General features: G+C 68.7%; 18 protein-coding genes and 1 pseudogene. 12 read left to right on the forward strand and 7 right to left on the reverse strand.

Annotated features, from left to right (window positions below; all coding sequences use genetic code 11):
• The first annotated feature begins 107 nt into the window (after nt 1–107).
• A complete protein-coding gene (locus FFS20_RS02990; protein WP_171006958.1) occupies nt 108–1,400 on the forward strand; it encodes a CPBP family intramembrane glutamic endopeptidase in 1,293 nt (430 codons plus the stop codon).
• An 85-nt stretch (nt 1,401–1,485) separates the two neighbouring features.
• Here FFS20_RS02990 and FFS20_RS02995 read toward each other — a convergent pair whose 3' ends face one another.
• The gene (locus tag FFS20_RS02995; protein ID WP_137824461.1) at nt 1,486–2,742 is read right to left on the reverse strand and encodes a sensor histidine kinase; all 1,257 of its coding nucleotides are present in this window, start codon (nt 2,740–2,742) and stop codon (nt 1,486–1,488) included.
• A gap of 68 nt (nt 2,743–2,810) precedes the next feature.
• Nucleotides 2,811–3,692 carry a sensor domain-containing protein gene (locus FFS20_RS03000; protein WP_137824462.1) on the reverse strand — a complete coding sequence of 294 codons (882 nt, stop codon included), beginning with the start codon at nt 3,690–3,692 and terminating at the stop codon, nt 2,811–2,813.
• Between the two features lie 193 nt (nt 3,693–3,885).
• Here FFS20_RS03000 and FFS20_RS03005 point away from each other — a divergent pair, with 193 nt between their 5' ends.
• Nucleotides 3,886–4,563, forward strand: coding sequence for a response regulator transcription factor (locus FFS20_RS03005; RefSeq protein ID WP_137824463.1), 678 nt, complete (start codon nt 3,886–3,888; stop codon nt 4,561–4,563).
• A 14-nt stretch (nt 4,564–4,577) separates the two neighbouring features.
• Here FFS20_RS03005 and FFS20_RS03010 read toward each other — a convergent pair whose 3' ends face one another.
• Nucleotides 4,578–5,609: a nitronate monooxygenase gene (locus FFS20_RS03010; protein ID WP_137824464.1), complete on the reverse strand. Its 1,032-nt coding sequence runs from the start codon at nt 5,607–5,609 to the stop codon at nt 4,578–4,580.
• 184 nt (nt 5,610–5,793) lie between these two features.
• Between FFS20_RS03010 and FFS20_RS18195 the strand changes: the two are divergent.
• Nucleotides 5,794–6,834 (forward strand): annotated as a pseudogene (locus FFS20_RS18195) (acyltransferase); the annotation flags it as partial.
• 396 nt (nt 6,835–7,230) lie between these two features.
• Here the strand turns inward: FFS20_RS18195 and FFS20_RS17850 are convergent.
• The gene (locus FFS20_RS17850; RefSeq protein ID WP_171006962.1) at nt 7,231–7,737 is read right to left on the reverse strand and encodes an SRPBCC domain-containing protein; all 507 of its coding nucleotides are present in this window, start codon (nt 7,735–7,737) and stop codon (nt 7,231–7,233) included.
• A 236-nt stretch (nt 7,738–7,973) separates the two neighbouring features.
• Between FFS20_RS17850 and FFS20_RS03020 the strand changes: the two genes are divergently transcribed.
• Both FFS20_RS03020 and FFS20_RS03025 read left to right on the forward strand, forming a co-directional pair.
• Entirely contained in the window at nt 7,974–9,296 is a 1,323-nt protein-coding gene (locus tag FFS20_RS03020; RefSeq protein ID WP_249356544.1) for an aminotransferase class I/II-fold pyridoxal phosphate-dependent enzyme, read from the forward strand.
• Nucleotides 9,297–9,604: 308 nt separating this feature from the next.
• Entirely contained in the window at nt 9,605–10,954 is a 1,350-nt protein-coding gene (locus tag FFS20_RS03025) for an HAD family hydrolase (RefSeq protein WP_212743275.1), read from the forward strand.
• Nucleotides 10,955–11,085: 131 nt separating this feature from the next.
• Here FFS20_RS03025 and FFS20_RS03030 read toward each other — a convergent pair whose 3' ends face one another.
• The gene (locus FFS20_RS03030; protein WP_137824466.1) at nt 11,086–12,069 is read right to left on the reverse strand and encodes a YafY family protein; all 984 of its coding nucleotides are present in this window, start codon (nt 12,067–12,069) and stop codon (nt 11,086–11,088) included.
• Nucleotides 12,070–12,131: 62 nt separating this feature from the next.
• Here FFS20_RS03030 and FFS20_RS03035 point away from each other — a divergent pair, with 62 nt between their 5' ends.
• Nucleotides 12,132–14,363: an ATP-binding cassette domain-containing protein gene (locus FFS20_RS03035; protein ID WP_137824467.1), complete on the forward strand. Its 2,232-nt coding sequence runs from the start codon at nt 12,132–12,134 to the stop codon at nt 14,361–14,363.
• 46 nt (nt 14,364–14,409) lie between these two features.
• Here the strand turns inward: FFS20_RS03035 and FFS20_RS03040 are convergent, their stop codons facing one another.
• Nucleotides 14,410–15,726 carry an MFS transporter gene (locus FFS20_RS03040; protein WP_137824468.1) on the reverse strand — a complete coding sequence of 439 codons (1,317 nt, stop codon included), beginning with the start codon at nt 15,724–15,726 and terminating at the stop codon, nt 14,410–14,412.
• Nucleotides 15,727–15,802: 76 nt separating this feature from the next.
• Nucleotides 15,803–16,807 carry a LacI family DNA-binding transcriptional regulator gene (locus FFS20_RS03045; RefSeq protein ID WP_137824469.1) on the reverse strand — a complete coding sequence of 335 codons (1,005 nt, stop codon included), beginning with the start codon at nt 16,805–16,807 and terminating at the stop codon, nt 15,803–15,805.
• A gap of 74 nt (nt 16,808–16,881) precedes the next feature.
• Here FFS20_RS03045 and hisD point away from each other — a divergent pair, with 74 nt between their 5' ends.
• The 6 genes from hisD (at nt 16,882) to FFS20_RS03075 (ending at nt 24,053) form a co-directional block, all read left to right on the forward strand.
• The gene (gene hisD / locus FFS20_RS03050) at nt 16,882–18,183 is read left to right on the forward strand and encodes a histidinol dehydrogenase (protein ID WP_137824470.1); all 1,302 of its coding nucleotides are present in this window, start codon (nt 16,882–16,884) and stop codon (nt 18,181–18,183) included.
• Nucleotides 18,184–18,913: 730 nt separating this feature from the next.
• Nucleotides 18,914–21,001 (forward strand): sensor histidine kinase, encoded by a 2,088-nt coding sequence (locus tag FFS20_RS03055; RefSeq protein ID WP_137824471.1) that lies wholly within the window; start codon nt 18,914–18,916, stop codon nt 20,999–21,001.
• Nucleotides 20,989–21,633 (forward strand): response regulator transcription factor, encoded by a 645-nt coding sequence (locus tag FFS20_RS03060; RefSeq protein ID WP_137824472.1) that lies wholly within the window; start codon nt 20,989–20,991, stop codon nt 21,631–21,633. Before FFS20_RS03055 ends, FFS20_RS03060 begins: the two co-directional genes overlap by 13 nt.
• A 1-nt stretch (nt 21,634) precedes the next feature.
• Entirely contained in the window at nt 21,635–22,606 is a 972-nt protein-coding gene (locus FFS20_RS03065; RefSeq protein WP_137824473.1) for a DUF4097 family beta strand repeat-containing protein, read from the forward strand.
• Between the two features lie 85 nt (nt 22,607–22,691).
• Nucleotides 22,692–23,435: an SDR family oxidoreductase gene (locus FFS20_RS03070; protein WP_137824474.1), complete on the forward strand. Its 744-nt coding sequence runs from the start codon at nt 22,692–22,694 to the stop codon at nt 23,433–23,435.
• Between the two features lie 78 nt (nt 23,436–23,513).
• On the forward strand, nt 23,514–24,053 hold the full coding sequence (locus FFS20_RS03075) for a YetF domain-containing protein (RefSeq protein WP_137824475.1): 540 nt from the start codon (nt 23,514–23,516) through the stop codon (nt 24,051–24,053).
• Nucleotides 24,054–24,059 lie beyond the last annotated feature (6 nt).

Here is a 24,059-nt window from a genome sequence, read left to right on the forward strand (position 1 = left end):
TTCGACGATACCCGGGCGGTCGCCTCGGCGAGGTCAGCCGAAAGGATGAGAATGTCCATGCCGATGACGGACAGCGGCCACGGGCGGACCGTGGAACGGTGGAGAGCATGAGCCCTCGAATCCCCACCGCGTATCTGCGTCTGCTCCGCGATCTGCCGGGCAACCGCTGGTTCAAGCCCGCCCTCCTCGTCGGGCTTGCCGCACTGTACTACCTCGTCTTCCTCGTCGGACTCCTCACCGTCGTCGCCGTCTGGTTGGGACTCAGTGCCGACGATGTCGACACCGCCGTCGCCGGCATCGACGATCTCAACACGGTGACGGGTCTCCTCACGATGCTGCTGTCCGTCATCCTCATGTGGCCGACCCTCGAACTGGCGATGCTCACCGTCTACCAGCGCTGGTTCTTCCCGCTCATCTCCGTGCGGAGGAGCGGCGGGGCAGCAGGGTCAGGGGTCAACGCTGAGGCCGCTGCGGCGACGGACCCGGCTGGTGCGGAGGCCGACCCGGACGGACTGAGGGCCGATGCGGCGGCGGACCCTGCTGGCACGGGGTTCGACGGGAGGGGCGACGGCGCAGACGGCTCGTGGGCTCAGCAGACCCGCGCTCGGCCCAACTCAGTTCCCGGAGGGATGCGGTGGCGGCTGCTGGGGCGGTATCTTCTGCTCTCGTTGGTGGTGTGGGCGGTCGGTCTCGTCGTCCTCGGGATCATCGCGCCTGAAACGGTCGCCATCGAACACGGCGTCGCATGGGGGCACCAGCTCGCGCTGCAGCTGGTCCTCGTCCTGCTGCTCGTCCCACTCCAGGCGATGAGCGAGGAGCTCGTCTTCCGCGGGCTTGCGATGACCGTCATCGGCAGCTGGATGCGTCATCCTGCGTGGGCACTTCTCCTGCCTATCCCGCTCTTCGTGGCCGGACACATCTATGATGTGCCCGGTCTCATCAGCGTCGGGATCTTCGCCGTCGTCATGGGTGTGCTCACGCTGAAGACGAACGGGCTCGAGGCGGCGATCGCCTTCCACACGGTCAACAACCTCTTCGCCTTCGGCTTCGGCATCATCGCCGGCACCGATCTCAATGCGACGGACACGCCGCCGGCGGTGCTCGCGGTCGGCACTGCCGCGCCGATCGTCTTCGCGCTCGTCGTCATCCTCGACGCCCGTCGTCGTGGTCCCGAACTGCGGGTGCCGCGGACTGCAGGCACAGTCGGCGCGATCGGCCCCGGTGCGACAGTTGCGCGACGACCTGTCCGCGCCCATCGCGACCTGGGCCCGGGAACCCCCTCCGGCGTGCCCGCACCGGGACTGCCCTCACACCGTGAAGCGCACCCCCGTGAAGTTCCTCCGCCACGCGGCGACCTCGGTCGCGATGTCGTCGAGGACAGCCTCGGCGGATGGATCTGACGTCGCGGCCGACCGTGGCGTCACGGGGATCTCCCGCCGGGTTCGCGTCGCGGGCCCGGCCCCCGGAGTGGAGGCGCCGATGCGCTCACACCGTCGGCAGGACCGCGGTGATGGCGAAGCCGCCCTCCTCTGTGGGTCCCACGGTGAGTCTGCCGCCGAGTGCCTCGACCCGCTCTCGCATGCCGGTGAGACCGAAACCCGCTCCGGCCGCAGTCTGCGGGTCCGGTGCGATCCCGTTCCCCGCGCCGGCAGCGGTTCGGTTCCGCGCGCTGGGCGCGCCATTGACGACGGAGACGACGATCCCGGCGTCCACGGATGTGACGTCCACCTGGATCGGCGCTCCCGCGGCATGACGCAGCGCGTTCGACAGGCCCTCCTGAACGACACGGAAGGCGGTGAGACCGGCTGTCGGAGCGACGCGGGCGGAATCGGGCGCGAACTCGAGGTCGACGTGTGCGCCCGTGCTCCGCGTCGCCGAGACGAGCCCGGGGATGTCATCGATCGTCGGCTGCGGTGCCAGATCGGCGTCGTGGCTGCCGCGGAGGACAGCGAGGAGTCCGCGCATCTCGGTGAGCGCCTGCCGGGCGGATCCGGCAATCGAATCGAACTCCTCCCGGCTGCGCTGGTCGAGGTCGGGCAGCCGGTACTGCGCCGTCGTCGCCTGCACGCTGATGACGGACATGCTGTGTGCGACGACGTCGTGGAGTTCCTGGGCGATGCGGTTGCGGTTGTCGAGTTCGGTGCGCTTGGCCGCCTCCGCGGCACCGAGCCGACGTTCGGCGGCCAACTGACTGCGTCCGGTCAGCCACAGGCGCAGCAGGACGGCGATGCCTCCGACCCCGGCGGTGATCGCCGCGGTCGTGATCGCGTTCGCGAACGCTCCCTGGAAGGCCCCGGCGTGCGGGAGGAGCAGGCTGCCCGCGCCGATGACGGCGCTGACCGCCCAGGCGGCCACAAGGTGGGGCCAGCGGTGACGGAGACCGAGGACGATGCAGGTGAGTCCGAGGGCGATCGTCGTCGTCACCGCCCACGGCCAGACGAGACCGGAGGTATGCGCAGTCGCGGCGATGCCGGCGGCCGAGGACACCGCGCCGACGACGACGGCGAGGGTGGGCAGGCGAATCGCGAGGACGGGGGCGACCGCCTGACCGAGGGCGATGAGCATCGCGACGACGACCCACATCCCGTACGCCGAGGCGAAGACGGGCCAGCCGACGGCCACGAGCACGACGGCGGCGAGGATCGTCGTCAGCCAGTACCAGCCGTCGGAACCGATGAGCGCCTGCAACTGGGTGGGCTCCTGCGTGTCAGCAGGCTCGAGCGGCGCGGTGGGCGTGTGCATGTCAGTGGTCTCCTGCGATTCGGACGATCGCTGTGGTGTGGGGGACTGCGGCGGTCGGATGAGCGTGGTCATCGTGACACCGTCTGGGCGGTGTCCACCACCATCGTGTCAGTGGCGTGTGACACAGTCGAGGCAGTGGGGGTCGACAGGACGCCGCTCGACGAGGACGCAGGAGTCGATGTGCCCCATGCAGCGGTGCCGGGTCGACTCGCCGGGGTCGGCGCTGTCACGACTGGATTGAGCCCCGCGGTGACCGCGGCGACCTCGAGCAGCGCCATGGCATGGAGGACGAAGGGGAAGGTGAGGAGAAGGACGAGACCGGCGGCGAACTGGAAGGTCGCCTCGGCAGTGAAGCCGAGATCGACGACGGGTGACCGGTTCCATCCGGCGACGATGAGGTCGATCAGACCCGATCCGTCGTCGGGGAGGAAGCGGCCCCACCAGAAGTAGGTGAGTCCGCCGAGCCCGCCGAAGAACCAGGACACTGCGACGCTGAAGGTGACGATGCGCACGGGCAGGGCGAAGAGCGATTCGAAGAGCAGGTCGAGCCAGCGCCTCCCGTCGCCGATGATGCTCAGCCACCCCCGCAGCCCGTGCCCGCGAGGACGATGAGGCACAGCGGCGAGCGGGGCACCCCACTGCCTGACACGGGCGCGGGAGAGATCAGCGAAGCTCGAGGCGACGACGAGGACGACGGGAAGGAGAAGGACGCCGACCCAGATGACCGCCGTGCCCAGGGCCAGGGCGAAGAGCGGAATGAGGATGATGACGGCCGCGACCGAGACTGCCAGACCCGGAACGACGAGGCGAGCATCGCGACCGAGGGTGCGGACCCGGCGCGACCACCCTGAGCCGTGGCTGTGGGGTGTCGCTGCCGGGTCGCTCGGTGGTCGGTCGGCGGACGCGGGCGCGACAACGGTGTGCGGTGGCTGCGCGGCGAAGGTGTTCATCAGGCTGCTCCTCTGTGTTCTCGGATCGACGAGGGGTTCGCCGACGAGAGGCACATTAGGGAGGCGGTCTGCGGTCGCGCATCATACTCAGGGGTGAACCTGGCAGCCGCCGAGGTGGTCCTCGCGGCCGACGTCGCCAGGCGGTGCCCGTGTGTGCGACGGTCCGCTGCCTGCAGTCGGGTAGCGTGAGAGCATGCCGGACACTCAGCCCACCCCCATCCGCGTCGCGATCGTCGACGATCAGGCGATGGTCCGTCAGGGGTTCGGAGCGCTCCTCGACGCCCAGTCGGACATGAGCGTCGTCGGCAGCGCCGAGGACGGCGCGCAGGTCGTCGACCTCGTGCGTCGCACCGCGCCCGACGTCATTCTCATGGACATCCGCATGCCGCAGCTCAACGGGCTCGACGCCACCCGGGCGGTGTTCGCGATGCCCGGTGATCACCCGAAGGTCATCATGCTCACGACCTTCGACGCCGACGAGTACGTCTTCGCCGCTCTGCGCGCCGGGGCCAGCGGGTTCCTCCTCAAGGATGCGACCGCCGAGGATCTCATCAATGCCGTCCGCGTCGTCGCCGCCGGTGAGTCGCTGCTCGCCCCGTCGGTGACGCGACGCCTCATCGCCGAATACGTCAGCGGTCCGACGGTCGCAAAGGACACCGCCGTGCTCGGCCAGCTCACCGAACGCGAGATCGACGTCATGACGCTGGTCGCCAAGGGCAGGACGAACGCCGAGGTGGCCGCCGACCTCTTCCTCGCCGAACAGACGGTGAAGACCCATGTGTCACGGATCCTTGCGAAGCTCGGACTGCGGGACCGGACGCAGATCGTCGTCGCCGCCTACGAGTCCGGTCTCGTCGTCGCCGGAGGGTAGGGCGCCCTGGCGCCCTACCGGGCGAATCGGCCGCCGAGGCCCTTGAGGATCGTCTCAGCCGGCTCCGGTCGCGCCGCGCGGTAGCCGGTGCCGGCCCAGAGGTGCAGGTTGTCGGGGTCGCCGGCCTGCTTCGCCGCGGCCCGCAGTCCCTTCGTCAGATGGTGCAGCGCCGGATAGGCGTCGAGGGCGATCGGATCGAACTCACGGACGAAGTCATTGACGAGGGCTCGCGCCGGCCGACCGGTGAAGGCCCGTGTCAGGCGGGTCTGCGAATAGACGGCCGGATCCTGGAGGGCGGCCCGGTGCGGTGCCGACGTGCCGGCCTCGTCGGCGAGGAGCAGGAGGGTCCCGACGACGACCGCGCTCGCCCCGGCGTCGAGGAGGGCGGCCACGGCCTCCGCACCGTCGACTCCTCCTCCGGCGGCGATGGGGAGGTCCACCTCGGCGCGGATCTCCCGGACGAGATCGACCGTGGGACGGTCCTCGATCTCGCGAGTCGGATCCGCGGTGCCCGTGTGCCCGCCGGCGCTCGGGCCCTGGACGATGAGGGCGTCGACACCGCGAGCGGCTGCGTCGCGGGCTTCGTCGACCGCAGTCACCGTGGCGGCGACCTGGGTGCCGACGGCGTGGAGGCGGTCGACCACCTCGGTGGTGGGGAGATTGAAGGTCATCGACACGAGCGGCACGGGGTGCGCGACGAGCCAGTCGATCTTCGCCGGGTAGTGGTCGTCGTCGCTGACCGGGTCGCGATCGAGAGCGACTCCGAGGTCGGCGGCCCGCGGTTCGAGGGCGGTGACGAAGCCGTCGAAGGATTCGCGGTCGAGTGCGACGGCATTGGGGGCGAAGAGGTTGACTCCGAACGTCTCCGTCTCCTCGCGCGCGGCCTCGACGAGCGGGGCCATCGCCTCGGCGGTGAGGTAGCCGCCGGCGACGAAGGGGAACCCGCCCGCGCGGGCGACGGCGGCGACGAGGTCGGGGGTCGTGGTCCCGCCGGCCATGGGGGCGCCGATGATCGGCAGGGCGGTGGTCGCGAAGGCGATGGTCATGGTCGCTGCTCCTGACGTCGGGTCTGCTGCCATTCTCGCACTCGGGAGCGCTGTCCGACAGCGCCGCGTCCCCCGCAGGTATGACACCTGATCGCCAGGTCGCACCTCTGAGGTGATGCGGACTCCCGGACCCGCTCCCTAACGTCGCTCCCGCCAGGCACTCGCCGTCGAACCAGGAGTCACGATGTCCCTCAGCAGAACCGCGCCCATCGCTGCGGACCGCCCATTCACGCGTGATCGGGTTCTCGATCTCGTGCGCTTCGGCTGCCTCCTCGTCGTGGTCGTCCTCCACACGATGATGAGCGGGGTCGAGCTCGGCACCGACGGTGCGATCGTTCCGACGGTGGCGCTGTCGGGCACGACCGGGTTCGCGCTCGCCTCATGGGCGTTTCAGATCATGCCGCTCTTCTTCGCCATCGGCGGGTTCGCGGCCCTCCAGCAGTGGCGGCGCACGATCGCCGGCGGCGGCACTGGGGCCGACTACCTGCGGGTGCGCGTCCGCAGGCTCGTCGCCCCTGTCACCGTGCTCGTCCTCGGCGCCGGCACCGGGCTCGCCTTGGCCTCCGAATCCGGCGTGCCGCGCGGTCTCCTCGCCGAGGCGAGCCTGCGCATCGGCCAGCCCCTTTGGTTCCTCGCCGTCTACGTCGGTCTCACTGCACTCGTGCCGTTCATGGCGCAGTTCCATGAGCGCGCGCCGAGGCGGACCCTCGTCGTGCTCGCCGGTGCCGTCGCGATGGTCGACGGCCTCGTCCGTGTCACGGGACTGACCGGACTGGGCTATCTCAATCTTCTCGTCGTCTGGCCGCTCATCCAGCAGTTGGGGTTCGTCTATGACGACCTGCGCCGACGCACGGTCGCACCGACCGGGCTCGCCGCGGTCGCAGCGATGGCGCTCGGTGCTCTGGTCCTGCTCGTCTCCGCCGGTGTCTACAGTCCGAACATGCTCGTCAACCTCAACCCGCCCACGGGCGCCCTCGTCCTCCTCGGACTCGTGCAGCTGTGTCTGCTGCGGCTGGTCCACGACAGCTTCGCCGCCGCCCTCGACCGCGGCCCGGGTTGGGAACGGGTGATCGCGTGGGGCAACGCCAACGGCATGCACGTCTACCTCTGGCACATGAGTGTCATCATCGCGCTCATCGGCATCCAGGGCGCGGCGGCCGGTGCGCTCGCCGGCACCGGAACCGGCGTCGGAACATGGCTGAGCGGCGTCGTGGTCCCGACCGTCGAATCCCCGTGGTGGTGGTTGACGCGGCTGCCGTGGGTGGTCCTCGTCGGCGGACTGGCCGCCGTGGTCGCGGCGGGGATGGCTAAGGTCGATGTGCCTGCACCGGCACGGTTGGACAGCCTGGGGCGGGGGCTCGAGTCGGTCCTGGGACTGAGACTCTCCGAGCGAGTCCGGGCAGCGTCCGCGGTCGGGTGTGCCATGGCGGGAATCGGCATCGCCCTGCTCGTCGGTCTCGCGCCGTTCGTCTGGACGCTCCTCGCAGCAGGGCTGCTCTTCGCCGGGCTCGTCCTCGCCGCAGGCCTTCGCCGACCGGCCGCGGACGTCGCTTCGGAACCGGATCTCGCTCCGGGCCCGGATCTCGTTCCGGCTGCGGAGAACTCACCGCGGCCGCGGACGTCAGTCTTCGACGAGCCGGGCGAGCGCCTCGGTGACGGTGCCCCAGCCCTCGAAGAAGCCGAGCTCCTCATGCGCGGCACGCTGCTGCGGATCGGCATGGCGGACGATCGCGCGGTAGTCGGTGCCGGCCTCCCCGTCGCCGAGGATGATCTCCGTGGTCATCGCAACGGGGGCGGGCAGTGCGGGATGCCACGTGCTGTCGACGGCGTTGGTGAAGACGAGCCGTGCGTTCTCCTCGATGCGGAGGAAGACGGCGTCGACGTGCGGGACGAATGTCTGGCCGTCCTCGCTCATGCCGGTGACGAACGCGCCGCCGGGACGCAGGTCGAGGGCGTCGACGCGCAGGACGAGCGGCTTGGGAATCCACCACTGGACCAGCTGGGCAGGATTCGTCCACGCCTCCCAGATCGCTTCGCGGGGCGCGCGGATGACGCGTTCGATGAGCAGGTCCCGGTCGGGGTCGATGTCGCGGCCGGGTTCGCGGGCGGAGTCGGAGCTGAGGGCCATGGGGTCTCCTGATGAGTGATCGGGCGTAGGCCAAACATCGCATGTCCGGCGGCGGAAGGGAAGTGGATGGGGTGCGCAACCGGCGCCCCGGATGACGAATCATGACACCCCGTGACGGCCCGATGACGCTCGGTGACTCCACGGGACGCGCGGTTCCGTCACCGCCGCGATCCAACCCCAGACTGGTGGGACTTCGGCATCGACGTCGAGGGTCTCATGAGAAGGAAGGAAACGCCGTGAGCGCATCAGACCGCAGCTCGACCGGCCGCAGCGGAGTCTCGACCCGCTCGGTGCACGCAGGCGCCGCCCCGGAATCGCACACCGGTTCCGTCGTCGCCCCGATCTTCCAGACCTCGACCTTCCAGATGGACGTCCCGGGTCAGACCCGGGCCGGCTTCGACTACGCCCGCACGGGCACCCCGAACCGCAGCGACCTCGAGGAGGTGCTCTGCGATCTCGAGGGCGCGTCCTATGCGGCGGCCGTCAACTCCGGCACCTCCGCCGAGGTGGCGGTGTTCTCCGCGCTGCTGAGCCCCGGCGATGAGATCATCATCCCCCGCGACGTCTACGGCGGAACGTATCGCCTGCTCGTCAATGAGTACGCGCGCTGGGGAGTCGGCATCCGCACCGTCGACCTCACCGACTCGCGCGCGCTGGCGGCGGCGATCTCCGACCGCACGGCGATCGTGTGGGCGGAGACCCCGAGCAACCCCGGCCTCGACGTCATCGACATCGCCGAGACCGCGCGCATCGCTCATGCCGCGAACGCGCTGCTCGCCGTCGATTCGACGTTCGCGACCCCGTACCTCCAGCGTCCGATCGAGTTCGGCGCCGACCTCGTCATCCATTCGACGACGAAGTTCATCAACGGCCATTCCGATGTCATCGGCGGGGCCGTGCTCGCCGGCGACGGGCAGACCTGTCCTCGCGCCGCCGAGGTGATCGACCGTCTGACCAGTCACTTCGCATCCGTGGGGCTGGGCATCTCTCCGTTCGACGCGTGGCTGACCAGGCGCGGCATCAAGACGCTGCCGGTGCGCATGGCTGCGCACTGCGCGAATGCCCAGGCTGTGGCCGAATGGCTCGAGGCGCGCTCGGAGATCGCCGAGGTCTACTACCCGGGTCTGCCCTCCCACCCCGGGCACGAGATCGCGAAGCGGCAGATGAGCGGATTCGGAGGAGTCGTCTCATTCTCCACCGACACCGAGGAGCGGGCGCTGGCCCTGGTGAGGAGCACGAAGCTCATCACCCTCGCCGAGTCGCTCGGCGGCGTCGAATCCCTCATCGACCACCCCGCGACGATGACGCACCTCGCCGTCGCCGACTGCGAGCTGAGCATCTCCGGCCGCTTCATCCGCCTCTCCGTCGGCATCGAGGACATTGCGGACATCCTCGCCGACCTCGACGCGGCACTGGGGGCGACGAACGCGGCGATCGGTGCAGCCGAGACTGACGGGGCGGTCCCGGAGGCGCCTGACGGGCAGGCCGCCCCAGAGTCCAAGCCGGCGCCCGACGCCCAGGCGGGAGTCGCCTCGGTGACGGTCCTCGAGAACGCCTGAGCTTCCCCGGCACCTCGGTACGATGACCGCCAGCTGAGACAGCGAGCGACGAGATTGCGCAGTCCTCGGCCGCCCGGCCGTCCGGTGCAGCTGCGGGCGGAAACGAACAGGTGCTGGACGAAACGCACCTCCTGACCAGCGCATCCGCTTCTCGCAGTCGCGGGGTTCCGGCAGTCTGAGATGCGCTCTCGTCGGTGCTGCGCGGTGTTCTCGGAGCGGCGGAAGGACCGACGACACTCTTGACGCTGTCGTCGCGGCCCCATTAGATTGATCCCCGGCCAAAGGTCTGAAAGTGATCCAATGAATCGATGGGGATGAACATGGGCACGACGATCAAGCACCTCGGAGTCAGAGACAGCGACCGCAGGACGGTCCGACCGAAGCGGGGTGCGGCCGCAGGCGTCCTACTCGCCGCGCTCCTCCTCGGCGCCTCAGCATGTGCCACAGGCGATGCAGGGAGCGCGCCGGAGGAGTCCGCGGACGGCAGCTGCGGGCGGCTTGCCGTCGCCGACGGGTGGTACGGGGACAACGCGCAGCGGCTCCAGGAGATGATCGACGCGAACGCCACGTGCGACGGAGCCACCCCGGAGGGAGGAGCGCAGCCGATGGCGGTGTTCGACTGGGACAACACCGTGGTCAAGAACGACATCGGCGATGCGACGACGTTCTGGATGCTGCGCAACAGCAAGGTGCTCCAGCCTGCGGGCCGGGACTGGGCGACGGTGAGCGACTACCTCACCGACGAGGCGACAGGCAGGCTCAACGAGGTCTGCGGTGACCTCGCCGACCCGGGCGCCCCGCTGCCGACCGGCGAGAAGGACGGTGTGAAATGCGCCGCAGAGATCCTCTCGGTGTACTCCGAGGGGGAGACGACGGACAAGGCCGCTGCCTTTGAGGGGTTCGACGCCCGCCGAATCGAACCGGCCTACGCCTTCGCGGCACAGCTGCTCGAGGGGCTGACGCCCAAGCAGGTGACCGAATACGTCACCGCGGCGAAGAAGGAGAACCTCGATGCCGCCGAGGGCACGATGAATGAGGTCGGCGGCACCGAGGTGACCGGATGGGTGCGCATCTACCCGCAGATCAAGGACCTCATCACCACCCTGCAGGACGCCGGTTTCGACGTGCGCATCGTCTCAGCGTCATCGCAGCCGGCCGTGAGGATCTGGGCCGCCGAGGTCGGGGTCGATGCCGATCAGGTGACCGGGGTGCAGACCCTCGAGAACGGCGGCAAGCTCACGAGCACGCTCGCCTCGTGCGGCGGTGATGCGGCCGCGATGCCCTACATCGAGGGCAAGCGCTGCTTCATCAATGAACAGCTGTTGGGCATCCCCCCAGCCCAGGCGTTCGAGCCGGCCCCCGAGGCGCAGCGTCAGGTCTTCGCCGCCGGCGACTCGGACACCGACGTCACCTTCGTCGGCGACGCCACCGGCCTGCGTCTGGCGATCAATCGCAACAAAACGGAGTTGATGTGCAATGCCTACGCCAACGCCGACGGCAAGTGGATCGTCAATCCGATGTTCATCGCTCCCGAACCGCAGCAGAAGGACGCCTACCCGTGCTCAACGACGGGTCGCATCGAAACCGACGGCACTCAGGGGCCCCTCGAAGACGCCGACGGCGACGTCGTGCCGGATCAGAAGGACTCGGTGTACTGACGAGTGGCGCCGCACTCGGAGTCGGGCGCAGCGTTCTCGGTGACCTCAGCACAACGCGCGCCTCGGTGACGGTCCTGGAGAACGCCTGAGCCTCCCGGGCACCTCGGCTGGCGGACTTCAGGTCACTCTGATCAGATCTTCGAGCCGGGTCCCTGTCCAGAATGACCTGGCGATTCCGTCACCGCGGCGGCGAAGCGGCTGATCTCCTCCGCCCATTCGGTCGGCTCCTCGACGGTGAATGCACAGTCGAGGTGGCTGAGGTGGAGGAACAGCCAATGCCAGTCCTCGCACCGGAAGGTCACGCGCGTGCGGGCCTCATCGATCGCTTCGAGCTCCATCGCCTCAAAGGGCAGTGTCGCCGCGACGTCGTCGACTGAGGTCTCGACGATGACCACAGCGTGCCGCCGCGTTCGCGCCACCCCGGCCTTGACGAGATCGAGCGCGGTCTGTGCCGGCAGGGCACGCGGCTCGAACGTCGCGGTGCGCGCGTGCACCGCACTCATCCGGTCGACGCGGAAGACCCGCCAGTCTCCGCGCTCGGTATCCCAGGCGACGAGGTACCAGCGCAGCAGATGGTGGACCTGGCGGTGCGGTTCGACGCGTCGATGGGTCGTCGACTCGCCTCGGCGGTAGTCGAACGTGAGTTCCCTGCGGTCGTGGATAGCGGACGCGATGGCCATGGCATCGGCGATGCCGACGGCAGGAGCCCGGAGAGCCTCGGCCTCGAGACTGGACCGCACTGTCGTCGCACGCACAGCGAGCCTGGCCGGCAGCACCTGATCGAGTTTGCCGTACGCCCTGGTCATCGCCTCGCCGAGACTGCCGGGGTCTCCCGGATCGGCACTCGCGTTCGCCGCCAACGCGAGCATGATCGCCACGACCTCGTCATCGTCGAACATCAGCGGCGGAATCGCCCGACCGGCGGTGAGCCCGTAGTGGCCGCCCGGCCCGGGGCTCGCCTCGACCGGATAGCCGTAGGTGCGGAGCCGATCGATGTCACGGCGCACGGTCCGCTCACTCACGCCGAGGCGGGTGACGAGCTCAGCGCCCGTGAACCGGCGCTTCGTCTGCAGCAGGGTGAGCAGATCGAGCATCCGGCGGGTGACATCGGCCATGACCCGATGATCGCACGAATTGAGGTCAGATACCGGCCGGATCTGCCCGTAGCCTCGCGATCATGAGCGAACAGACGATCCGCATCCGTGACGCCGTGACCAACAACCTCGACCACCTCGATCTCGACATCCGGCGTGGACGCCTCGTTGTCATCGCCGGTGTCTCCGGGTCGGGGAAGTCCTCCCTGGTCTTCGACACGATCGCCGCCGAGGCGGGCGCCGAGCTCAATGAGACGTTCCCGCCCTTCACCCGCAATCGGCTTCCGAAATGGACCCGACCGGCGGTCGGCGGCATCGACGGTCTGTCGCCGGTCATCGTCATCGATCAGCGCCGCCTCGGTGGGAATGCGCGGTCGACAGTCGGGACGATCACCGACACGTGGACGTATCTGCGGCTCCTCTTCTCCAGACTCAGCGTTCCGCACGTCGGGGAGTCCTCGGCGTTCTCCTTCAACGATCCGGCCGGGATGTGCCCCACCTGTTCGGGGATCGGCGAGGTCGTCGTTCCCGACGTCGGATCGTTCCTCGATTGCGATCGCAGCCTGGCGGACGGAGCGATCGCACTGCCCGGCTTCGGCGAGGGGCAGCACTGGTACCGGAAGTACGCTGAGATCGGGGCCTTCGCCGTCGACCGGCCTCTGCGTGACTGGCCGCAGGAGCACATCGACGCCCTGCTCTACGGCGGGGACCACATCGCCTCGGTGATCGCCGCTGTCCCGAAGGACTACGAGGGAGTCGTCGAGCGCTTCGAACGGATCTACCTGCGCACTTCGGACACGCTCTCGGAGAGGAAGCGGAAGACGATCGCCGAGTTCACGCATTCGGCTCTGTGCCCCGACTGCGGCGGGGAGCGACTCCACGAAGCCGCCCGCACCGCCACCGTCGACGGGCACACGATCGCAGAGCTCGCGCGGCTTGAGATCCCAGAGCTGCGGGACATCGTGCGGGGGATGGATCGCCCGGAGGTGAGCAGTGTCGTCACGGCACTGTGCGATCGCCTGGCGGCGATGGAGACGATCGGGCTCGGCTATCTCCACCTCGCACGGGCGACCGGGTCGCTCTCGGGCGGGGAGTCACAGCGCATCAAGGCCGTCAGGCATCTGGGCTCGAGTCTCATCGAGATGCTCTACGTATTCGACGAACCGACCGTCGGCCTCCACCCGCATGATGTCACTGCGATGGTCGACCTGCTCGGACAGCTGCGGGACCGGGGGAACACCGTCCTCGTCGTCGAACACGACCCCGCGGTGATGGCGCAAGCCGACGAGGTCATCGAGATCGGACCTGGTCCCGGGAGCGCGGGCGGTCGACTCGTCTTCCAGGGCACCTTCGACGGTCTGCTCGATTCGGACGGTCCCACGGGCCGGGCCCTCGCGACGGGACGGGAAGAGCAGCGGCACCCGCGCTCGCCGGACGGCTGGGTGCGGATCGCGAATGCGACGACGAACAACCTCGGCGACATCACCGTCGACATTCCCCGCGGCGTGCTCACCGTCCTCACCGGGGTGGCAGGTTCGGGGAAGTCGAGCCTGGCGAGTGAGCTCGTCGCGCAGCACGAGGCGATCACGATCGACCAGAAGCCGGTGTCGGCGAACAGGAGATCGACGCCGATCACGTACACGGGGATCGCCGCGGCCATCCGCCGGCGCTTCGCGAAGCTCACCGGGGCGCCCGAAGGACTGTTCAGCGCGAACTCCGAGGGCGGGTGCCCGGTCTGCCGGGGGCTGGGGATCATCTACACGGACCTCGCATTCATGGACGGCCAGGAGACGACGTGCCCGACCTGCCGCGGCACGAGATTCACCGCGGAGGCGCTCGCCCACACCGCGGACGGTCTCACCATCGCCGATGTCGAACATCTCACCGTCACCGAGGCGCTCGCCCGTCTCGACGAGCCGACGATCCGCGCGCGCCTCGTCCACCTCGACCGCGTCGGGCTGGGGTACCTGCGGCTCGGGCAGCCGCTCAACACACTCTCGGGCGGAGAAGCCCAACGGGTGAAGATCGCGAAGGAGCTGCGGGACGCGACCGAGCCGAGCATCTACCTCCTCGACGAGCCGACGACCGGTCTCCACATTAGCGACATCGCTCGGCTGAGTGCGGTGCTCGATGACCTCCTCGGCGACGGGCACACCGTCGTCGTCATCGAGCACAACCTCGACGTCATCCGCACCGCCGACTGGCTCATCGACCTGGGGCCGGGGCCCGGCCGGCACGGCGGGCAGGTGCTCTATTCCGGGCCGACCGCGGGAATCGGCGACACCGCGACGGGCCGGGCGCTGCGGGAGGGGTGAGCTGCCGCAGCGCCCTGAAGGTGTTCTCGGCCTCCGAGGTCCAGGTTCAGGGGATCTCGTTGAGTTCGAGGGCCCGGCGGTCAGGGGCGAAGCGGATGGCGATCATCGCTATGGCCGTGCACACGATCGCGAACGCCATGACCGGCCAGAGGCTGCCGCCGCTCCAGAGCACCATCGCTGCAGCGAGTGCCGGAGTGAAGCTCGCGAGGAGGATCGAGGCCATCTGGTAGCCGACCGAGATGCCGGAGTAGCGCACCGCGGTCGGGAACAGTTCGCAGTACATCGCCGGCATCGGAGCGTAGACCATGCCGTGGCCGAGTCCGAGGAAGAGCGAGACGCCGACGACGACGCCCCAGACTGTGCCGGTCTGCACCAGCAGGAAGATCGGAATGGTGGTGAGAATGATGAGCGCGCCGCCGATGAGGAAGGTCTTCGGACGCCCGATGCGATCCGAGAGCGCGCCGTAGAGAGGGATGACGGCGATGTTGAGAGCGGCCCCGATCATCGACGCGGTCAGCCCGACATTGCTGTCGATCCCGAGGTTCGTCGTGACATAGCTGAGGACGAAGACGGTGAAGAGATAGTAGTTGCCCGCTTCGGCGAAGCGTCCGAAGATCGCAATGAGGAGCGGCTTCCGGTGGTACCTGAAGAGCACTGCCAACGGCGCCTTCTGCTCTTCCTGGCTTGCTTCCTGGCGGGCCTTCTCTTCGAGGAATGCCGGGCTCTCCGAGGCCCGCAGGCGGATGTAGAAACCGACGCCGGCGAGGATGATGCTCAACAGGAACGGAAGCCTCCATCCCCAGCTTTCGAAGGCGTCGCCGGAGATCCAGGCCGAGAACGAGACTGCGGCGGTGCCGAGGAGGAGTCCCGCCGACACGCCGATCTGCGGCCACGAGCCGAAGAAGCCGCGCTTGCCGCGCGGGGCGTTCTCCACCGCGATGATCGCGGCGCCGCCCCACTCGCCGCCGACGGCGAAGCCCTGGGCGAGCCGGAGGACGGTGAGCAGGATCGGGGCCGCGATTCCGATCTGGGCATAGGTCGGCAGGAAGCCGATGAGAGCCGTCGCGGCCGTCATGATCGAGAACGTGAGGATGAGGGTCGACTTGCGGCCGATCCTGTCACCGAGGTGGCCGGCGACGAACGCTCCCAGTGGCCTGGCGAGGAATCCGACGCCGAATGATGCCAAAGCGACGATCTGTCCGACCCCGGGAGCGAGCTCGGGGAAGAACAGGGTTCCGAACACGAGGGCAGCCGATGTGCCGTAGATCGTGTATTCGTACCATTCGACGATGGCGCCGATGGTGCCGGACTGCAGTGATCGCACTGCTCGCTTCTGCGCGGTGGGTGTGGCAGGGCTCTTCATTTCCGTCTCCTTTGACTAGCTGGAGACAGCGTATTGTGCATACGTATGAAATGAAATGCCGAAGCTCGGTCCGCGCCTAGCCGCGGCGCGGGGCGGCATGGGTGCCGCGGAGCACGAGGTCGACAGCGGTGACGCGCAGGCAGTCCGCCGGGCGGTCGCCGATGAGTCTGAGCAGAGAGTCGACGGCGTCCCAGGCGAGGGCGGAGAGGTCGCAGTGGACCGTGGTCAGGTCGATGAGCTCCCATGACGCCATGGCGACGTCATCGAAGCCGATCACTGTCAGGTCCTCGGGCACGGAGAGGCCGAGCTCCTTCGCGGCGTTGAGGGCACCGATGGCGATGTAGTCGTTGCCGCACACGAGAGCGGTGGGCCGCACCGGCGCGTCCAGCAGGTCGAGAGCTCCGCGTCGACCGGCTTCAGCAGTGAAGTCTCCGTGGCGGATGAGCCTGCTCGGCAGCCATCGCCCGGCTTGTTCGAGAGCGTCCTTGAGCCCGCGCTCACGCTCCGCGCTCGTCGAGATCGTCTCGGGTCCGTTGATCAGCCCGATGTGCTCGTGCCCGAGTTCGGTGAGGAGTTCGGCCACATGGCCGGCACCCGCCGCATTCGCGAACTGGCAGGCGACATCGCGGTCCGAGTCGGTTGTGCGGTTGACGAGCACGCACGGCAGTCCGGCCGCGCGCAGGGCGTCGGGCAGTCGGGAGTTGCGGGCCGCCGTCGTGATGATCACCCCGTCGCAGGATCCATCGGTGAGATTGCTCGCCGTCAGCGCGTCGTCCTCGTCGTCGGTGACGAGCATCGTCCGGTAGCCGTTGTCGCTGAGGTGCTGGCGCAGCGGTTCGACGAGCGCGGGATAGAAGGGGTTGGTGAGCTCCTCGGAGACGATCGCCACGCGGCTGGTGATCCTCGTCGACAGGGATCGCGCCGAACCGTGGGGGACGTAGTTGAGTTCGGCCGCAGCTCTCGCGACCTTCTCGCGGGTGGCCGGAGAGATGTTGGGAAGATTGCGCAGCGCACGCGAGACGGTCGCCTGTGACACTCCGGCCAGGCGTGCGACATCGAAGCTGGTGATCGTCCGGGACATTCGCGAGTCCGCCTCCCTTGCAATGTATACGTATGCACAACATGCTAATCGTACCCGTCGAAGGAGACAAGACAATGGCGACCTACGTCAAGCAGTCACAGCCCACCCAAGCCGATACCGACCGAGCCGCGACCGTGAAGACGGTCGTCACCGACGTCATCGCCGATGTGCGAGAGCGCGGAGATGCCGCGGTCAGGGAGTACTCGGAGAAATTCGACAAATGGTCGCCGGAGAGCTTCCGACTCTCTCAGGAGCAGATCGACGAGATCATCGCGACAGTGCCGGAGCAGGCGATCGAGGACATCAAGGCTGTGCAGGAGCGTGTCCGCGGATTCGCCCGCCGCCAGCTCGACTCTCTTCAGGACTTCGAGGCCGAAACCGAGCCCGGGGTCTTCCTGGGACAGAAGAACATCCCGGTCAAAGCGGTCGGCGCCTATGTGCCGGGAGGTCGCTACCCGCTTGTGGCATCGGCGCACATGACGGTGGCCACCGCCAAGGTCGCCGGCGTCGAACGCGTGACAGCATGCACCCCTCCGATCAGGGGGGAGATTCCGGCTGCGACGATCGCGGCGCTGCACCTGGCAGGTGCCGACGAGATCTTCCTTCTCGGTGGAACCCAGGCAGTCGCCGCGATGGCGGTGGGCACCGAGTCGATCGGTCAGGTCGATCTCATTGCCGGCCCGGGTAATGCGTTCGTCGCCGAGGCCAAGCGGCAGCTCTTCGGCGAAGTGGGAATCGACCTGTTCGCGGGTCCCACCGAGGTGCTCATCATCGCCGATGCCCAGGCCGACCCCTTCATCGTCGCAGTCGACCTGCTCAGCCAGGCCGAGCACGGTCCGGACTCGCCTGCCGTGCTCATCACCACCTCGGCGACATTGGCCGATGAGGTCGCCGCCCACATCGAGAAGCTGCTCCCGGGAATGCCGACGCGGGATTTCGCCGAACCGGCCTGGCGCGATCACGGCGAGATCGTCGTCGTCGACGACCTCGACGAAGCGTATGCACTGGCCGACGAGTACGCGTATGAACACGTTCAGGTGCTCACCGCAGAGCCGCGCGAGGCTTTGGAGGCGATGACGAACTACGGTGCGCTCTTCCTCGGCGAGGGCACCTGCGTGTCGTACGGCGATAAGGTCATCGGCACGAACCACACCCTGCCGACGCGGAAGGCGTCCCGCTACACGGGTGGCCTGTGGGTGGGCAAGTACCTCAAGACGGTGACCTATCAGGAGGTCAGGGACGAGACGTCGAGCGCCGAACTCGGCCGGCTGCTCGGACGTGCTGCTCGTGTCGAATCGTTCGAAGGACATGCGCGATCCGGCGATGTGCGCGCGGCGAAGTATGCCGGTGACCCGCTTCCCTGGGCCCCACAATGAGGATGCGGCGGCGCAGTCCGAACGGTGGCCCGCTGAGCGCCTGACGGTCGGCATCGCAGCGCGCCCCGTCGGGTGAGCGCTGTCTCCTGCTTCTGCACAGGCAGGCGACAGCGCTCACCCGACGGGGCGTTTCGCTGTGAGAGACGTGAGGGCTTCCGCCTTCAGGACGCAATGGGCAGGGAATTGCGTGGGCAGGTTCAGGTGTCCAGTGCACCATCGGGATGCCACCGGGTCGCGCTCGCAAGGAGCATGCCCCCAACACCTGGGCCGGAGTTCCGGACGCGGAGTGTCGATTTCGGACTCGATGATCGACACTCTGCGTCCGGAGAACGGCGGCGCGGGGCACTGGAAGCGTCGGTTCGGTGCGTAGCTGTCGGTTCGGCGCGTCGATGTCGGTTCACCGCGTCAGTGCGCAGGGCGGGGCACCGGAAGTGTCGGTTCGGCGCGTAGATGTCGCTCCACTGCGTCAGTGTGCGGGGCGACCGGGAGTGCTGGGCTGGTTGCCCGCTGGTGGCAGCCGAGCTGAGGTCGTTCTGGACAGTTTCTGCGCGGCGGAATCAGACCAGAACGTCCTGGGGTGTCCTCACGTGACGGGGAATCGGGTCCGTCCGCGGCGGCTGAGATGCAGAAGTCCGCGGTCGACGGCGGACCTCGGCCGGGGGAAAACCCGAGGTGGTCTCGGCGGTCACCTTGCTGTTGCCCGATACCGGCGACGCGTAGCGTATTCGGTATGAGTGAGAAGACCCCCGAGCACCCGCAGGACTCGGAGCCGACCGGCCCCGACCGCGCTGAGGACCAGCGCACCGGCGGCAGCGACGCAGCGGCGCACCCGCCGGCGGGCGCCCCGGCACCCGCACCACACGACCAGAGTCCCCTGGCCACCGAAGCCGGACAGTTCCGCACCGCCCCGCTCGACCTCGACGTTCCGTTCTCGACGCCGACCGCGACGGACGGACACACTCGGCAGTACCCGCACACTCGGGTCTATGCGCAGGAGCAGATGCCCGGCAGCCACCCGCGACCGACAGCAGAGCACCCACAGGCGGAGCCCCCGCAGGCGGCAGATCAGTTCCCGCAGCCTCAGCTGCCGACGGCAGAGTATCCGCCGACGCAGGTCTTCGGGACTCCGGCGCAGACGCATCACCTCCCGACGGTCGCCGCGACCGACCCGTCCCTCGGCAGACATGAGGCCCCCGTCGGACAAAACGGCGACCACGGCCGACGCGCCCAGCCGCTTCCGCCGCGGGTTGCGCAGCCTCTCCCGCACCAACCTCGACCAGCTGAACCGCAGGCCCAGCACGTTCCCACCGGGGCACCGCCTGCCGGTGCGCAGTCCCACCGTCCGGGACCTCACCAGCCGCTGTCGCCGCAGCCGCACGATCCCCGGCAGGCCGCCCGTTACCCGCACCATGCCCAGCCGCTGCCGGGAGCACAGCAGGCGATGCAGCCCCAGCGGCCGCCTCGGCGCAGGAAACCGCGCACCGAACCGCTGACCTCCGTGCCGGTCACCGGGTCGATGCCGCTGACTCGCACTGATGTCACGGAGATCCCGGCAGACGGGCCCGTCGAATGGCCCAAGCGGCCCGTGGGAATCGTCGGCGTCGCCAACGTCATCCTCGCCGCCGTCATGGCTGTCGTCTGGGCGTGGATCCCGCTCGGCCTTCTCTTCACCGGCATCGGCGGCATCTTCGCGCTCGGACTCGGGGTGCTCGCGCTCGTCGCGTGGGTCCTCGTCCAACAGGTCGCCAACGTCTTCGAACGCTACCGCGCGGAACTCGTCTACGGCGACCGGATCCCCGTTCCAAGCATTCCCCGCAGCGATCGCGAATCCGGTTTCGCCCGCTTCCTCCACAATCGCTGGCTGCTCGTGTCCTCCGGATCGTTCTGGCGCTCGACGGCTCACCACTACATCAAGATGCTCCTCGGACTCGTCGTCGTCGGCGGCACCTTCGCCGGCATCTCGGCCTCGATCACCGCGGTCTTCGCCGCGATCAATCCCGACGGTGTCAGCACCTTCTTCCTCGGCGGCCCCACCGGCGGACTCGGACGCATCGGCCTGGCGATCGGCGCACTCATCGTCCTCGCCTCCTCGCTCGCGATCCTCTGGTTCACCCCCTACCTCGACCGCGCGCTCGACCGCAGCCTGCTCCCGCCGGCGCGGACCGCGGCGCTGCAGGCCGAAGTCACGGAACTCGACCGGGCGCGCATGGCCGGAATCGACGCCGCGTCGGCCGAACGACTCCGCATCGAACGCGACCTCCACGACGGAGCCCAGCCCCGCCTCGTCGCCCTGACGATGACCCTGGGCCTGGCGAAGTCGAAGATCGACTCCGACCCCGAACGCGCCAAGGAGCTCATCTCCGAAGCCCACGCCGAGGCGAAGGGAATCGTCGGCGAGCTCCGGCAGCTCGCCCGCGGCATCCACCCGGCGGTGCTCACCGACCGCGGACTCGACGCCGCCGTCTCCGCGCTCGCCGGACGCTCACCGATTCCCGTCGACGTCGACGTCCGCCTCGGCGGGCGCATCGAACGCGAAGCCGAAGCCGTCGCGTACTTCGTCGTCGCCGAATGCCTGACGAACATCGCCAAGCACTCCGGCGCCACCGCCGCGAAGGTCCTCATCACCCCCACCGAATCCGGGGTGCAGATCGTCGTCACCGACAACGGCCACGGCGGGGCGCGGGTCGACCGCTCCGGTCGGCACACGGGCATCGCCGGTCTCGTCGACCGCGTCGAAGCCGCCCGTGGCACACTGAACCTGACCAGCCCCGCAGGTGGGCCGACTACCATCGTTGTGGAGGTGCCATGCGCATCGTGATCGCCGAAGACTCAGCCATCCTCAGGGCCGGACTCGAACGACTCCTCGTCGACGCCGGACACGATGTCATCGCGGCGGTCGCCGACGCGAACGAACTCCTCGCCGCCGTCAACACGACACCGCCCGACCTCGCTGTCATCGACGTGCGCATGCCCCCGACGTTCACCGACGAGGGCATCCGCGCCGCCGTCCTCATCCGCAAGCAGAACCCCGACGTCAAGGTCCTCGTCTTCAGCCAGTACGTCGAGGAGCAGTACGCGTCCGAGCTCATCGCCGAGAACACCGGCGGCTTCGGCTACCTGCTCAAGGACCGGGTCGCCGACGTCGAGGACTTCCTCGGCGCCGTCGACGAAGTCGCCTCCGGCGGCACCGTGCTCGACCCCGAGGTCGTCTCCCAGATCCTCGTGCGCACCCGCAAGACCGATGGGCTCTCCACCTTGAGCCCCCGCGAACTCGAAGTCCTCCAGCTCATGGCCGAGGGCAAGTCGAACGCTGCGATCGCCGGCACCCTCTTCCTCAGCGCAGGCGCCGTCGAGAAGCACATCAGCTCGATCTTCACCAAGTTCGGACTCACCGCGGACACCTCGGACAACCGCCGGGTCCTCGCCGTCCTCACATTCCTCGGAGCCTAGAATGCCAGCCACCGTCCTCGTCAGCCCCTCAGCCCGTTCGGGCCTGCGCGCGGTCCTCATCATCGCGGCCGTCATCGCCCTCCTCATTCCCATCGTCGCCAGCGTCGCCTACGGTGCGTCACGGCTCGACTACACGAAGGTCGAGTCGAGCCAGGATCTGCCCGCGGAGACGACCGACTTCCGCTTCGACCTCGACACGGGTGCGTCGATCAGCGTGCGGACCGACGACGTCGCCGCTCCCGCGGTCACGCTCACCGGCACCGGCCCCCGTGACAACGTGCCCCAGCTGCGGGTCGACGAGATCGACGGCGCGTCGGTCATCTCGATCGAGGACAAACCGACGTTCGAGAACGCCAAGCTCGAACTCACCGTGCCGCGGGCGACGTCGAAGGACACGAACATCGACTTCGCAGGCGGTCTCGGCGAGGTCGGCGTCACCGGCGAGTTCAACGAGGTCAAGGCCAACGCCGACGCCGGATCGATCGACCTCAACGGCACCTTCGACCGCGTGCAGACGTCGACGCAGTGGGGTCAGACGGAGTTCCGAGGCACGTTCGGCACGATCGAGGCCAAGTCCGAGGTCGGCACCATCGACGGCACCGACCTGCGGGTGCGCGATCGCCTCGACGTCCAGACGACGACGGGCACGATCGACTTCGACCTCTCCAACGACATGGTGCCCACCGCCGGGATCAGTCTCAGCGCTGACGAGGGCACCGTCGACCTCCAGCTGCCGCGCCTCGAACTCGTCAAGGACAACATGACCGCGGCGACCGCGAACGACGGTGACGACGCCGAGGTCAAGGACCTCTTCTACCGCATCGATGCGAAGTCCGACCAGGGACAGGTCGACCTGGCGAAGGACCTCGAGAAGTACAAGTCGGGGAAGGACTCGAAGGAAGCCGAAGGCAAGGCGATCATCCCGGTCTCGGTGACCACGGACACCGGAGCGGTGTCGATCGATCAGAACTAGGGGCTCGAGCATCGGAGCGAGTCCGACGAGTCCACGCGATCAGTCCCGGGGGGTCAGGAGCGCGGCAGTGCGGAAGGGCAGTCACATGCAGGTCACGGTCTACGGAGCCACCGGCACGTTCGGCGCTCGCCTCGTCACCCGACTGCGGGCGCTGGGGCACTCGGTCATCGCCGCACACCGCGGCATCGGCGTCGACACGTACACCGGTGAGGGCGTCACTGAGGCGGCCGTCGGCAGCGATGTCCTCGTCGACTGCGTCAACCTCATGACGAACAACCGCCACCGGGCTCTCGACTTCTTCTCCCGCAGCGCCCGCTCGATCGCGTTGGCCGCAGCCGAGAATCCCGGCGCGGCGATGGTGTGTCTGTCGATCGCGTTCCGTCCGGAGGTCGCCGAGTCGAGGCTCTTCGCCTATTACCAGGGCAAGGACCTGCAGGAACGCGTGTACCGCCGGCTCGTGCCCGCCGACCAGCTGCTCATGTTCCGGTCCGCCCAGTGGTACGAGCTCGCGGAGACGACCTCGGTGAGCGTCGGTCGGGTGATCTTCGCCCCGAAGATGCGGGTGCGGGCGCTGTCCGCCGACGAAGCCGCCCGGCTGATGGCCGAGGCGATCGACGCCGGTGAGCGCGGCACAGTCGAGGTCGCCGGTCCGGAGATCAGCGACCTCGCCGCGATCGCTGCGAAGATCGCCCGTGTCGACGCCGCCGGTCGCCGCCCGCGGCGAGTCGTGCCCATCCCGGTGCCCGGGCCCAGCTCCGGTGACGGACTCATCCCGCCCGCGCCGAGGCTGTCGGCGGTGACCGTCGACGAGTGGCTGGCGACCCGGTGAGGACGGCCGAGCTCCTCTGACCTCATCGCGTCCGCCCGGTCCTCTCCCGAGTAGGATCGCGCAGGGAGGGAGCACGCGATGGACTGGATGGAATTCGGACTCGACGGCGTCGACGCCGTCCGCATCGTCGTCTCCTGCATCGTCTTCTACCTCGGGATCATCGTCCTCGTCCGGATCGTCGGGCAGAGGGCGCTGGCGAACCTCTCGAGCTTCGACCTCGCCGCGATCATCGCCCTCGGGGCGATCGTCGGCCGGGCCATCCTCGGGGACACTCCGACGCTCGCCGCCGGAGTGCTCGCGATCGGGACCCTGCTCATCCTCCAGGCGCTCACCGGCCAGGCGCGTCGGTATGCCCGGATCGACGGCGTCGTCAACAGTCCCGCGGTCGTGCTCATGGCCGGCGGCGAGTTCCTGGCCGACACCATGGCCAGGGCGCACGTCGATCGCGCCGAGGTGATCTCGAAGCTGCGACTGGCAGGGATCAGGCAGCTGTCCGAAGTCGCGTGCGTCATCCTCGAACCCACCGGCCAGATCAGCGTCATCCGGCGCGGGGCCCCCATCGACGAGGACCTGCTGCGCGGAGTCGTCGGAGCCGACCGCGTGCCGCGCGAGGGGTGAGATCGG

Origin of the sequence: Brevibacterium sp. 2SA (assembly GCF_005502845.1) — a bacterium.
GTDB lineage: Bacteria > Actinomycetota > Actinomycetes > Actinomycetales > Brevibacteriaceae > Brevibacterium.

Excerpts from the sequence above, each read along its gene's own strand:
- FFS20_RS03040 (WP_137824468.1), bottom strand. The coding sequence starts at position 15,726 with ATGAAGAGCCCTGCCACACCCACCGCGCAGAAGCGAGCAGTGCGATCA.
- FFS20_RS03030 (WP_137824466.1), bottom strand. The coding sequence starts at position 12,069 with ATGGCCGATGTCACCCGCCGGATGCTCGATCTGCTCACCCTGCTGCAG.
- FFS20_RS03000 (WP_137824462.1), bottom strand. The coding sequence starts at position 3,692 with ATGAACACCTTCGCCGCGCAGCCACCGCACACCGTTGTCGCGCCCGCG.
- FFS20_RS03010 (WP_137824464.1), bottom strand. The coding sequence starts at position 5,609 with ATGACCATCGCCTTCGCGACCACCGCCCTGCCGATCATCGGCGCCCCC.
- FFS20_RS17850 (WP_171006962.1), bottom strand. The coding sequence starts at position 7,737 with ATGGCCCTCAGCTCCGACTCCGCCCGCGAACCCGGCCGCGACATCGAC.
- FFS20_RS03065 (WP_137824473.1), top strand. The coding sequence starts at position 21,635 with ATGCCAGCCACCGTCCTCGTCAGCCCCTCAGCCCGTTCGGGCCTGCGC.
- FFS20_RS03070 (WP_137824474.1), top strand. The coding sequence starts at position 22,692 with ATGCAGGTCACGGTCTACGGAGCCACCGGCACGTTCGGCGCTCGCCTC.
- FFS20_RS02990 (WP_171006958.1), top strand. The coding sequence starts at position 108 with ATGAGCCCTCGAATCCCCACCGCGTATCTGCGTCTGCTCCGCGATCTG.
- FFS20_RS03075 (WP_137824475.1), top strand. The coding sequence starts at position 23,514 with ATGGACTGGATGGAATTCGGACTCGACGGCGTCGACGCCGTCCGCATC.
- FFS20_RS03055 (WP_137824471.1), top strand. The coding sequence starts at position 18,914 with ATGAGTGAGAAGACCCCCGAGCACCCGCAGGACTCGGAGCCGACCGGC.
- FFS20_RS03035 (WP_137824467.1), top strand. The coding sequence starts at position 12,132 with ATGAGCGAACAGACGATCCGCATCCGTGACGCCGTGACCAACAACCTC.
- FFS20_RS03025 (WP_212743275.1), top strand. The coding sequence starts at position 9,605 with ATGGGGATGAACATGGGCACGACGATCAAGCACCTCGGAGTCAGAGAC.
- FFS20_RS02995 (WP_137824461.1), bottom strand. The coding sequence starts at position 2,742 with ATGCACACGCCCACCGCGCCGCTCGAGCCTGCTGACACGCAGGAGCCC.
- FFS20_RS03045 (WP_137824469.1), bottom strand. The coding sequence starts at position 16,807 with ATGTCCCGGACGATCACCAGCTTCGATGTCGCACGCCTGGCCGGAGTG.
- FFS20_RS03005 (WP_137824463.1), top strand. The coding sequence starts at position 3,886 with ATGCCGGACACTCAGCCCACCCCCATCCGCGTCGCGATCGTCGACGAT.
- hisD (WP_137824470.1), top strand. The coding sequence starts at position 16,882 with ATGGCGACCTACGTCAAGCAGTCACAGCCCACCCAAGCCGATACCGAC.
- FFS20_RS03060 (WP_137824472.1), top strand. The coding sequence starts at position 20,989 with ATGCGCATCGTGATCGCCGAAGACTCAGCCATCCTCAGGGCCGGACTC.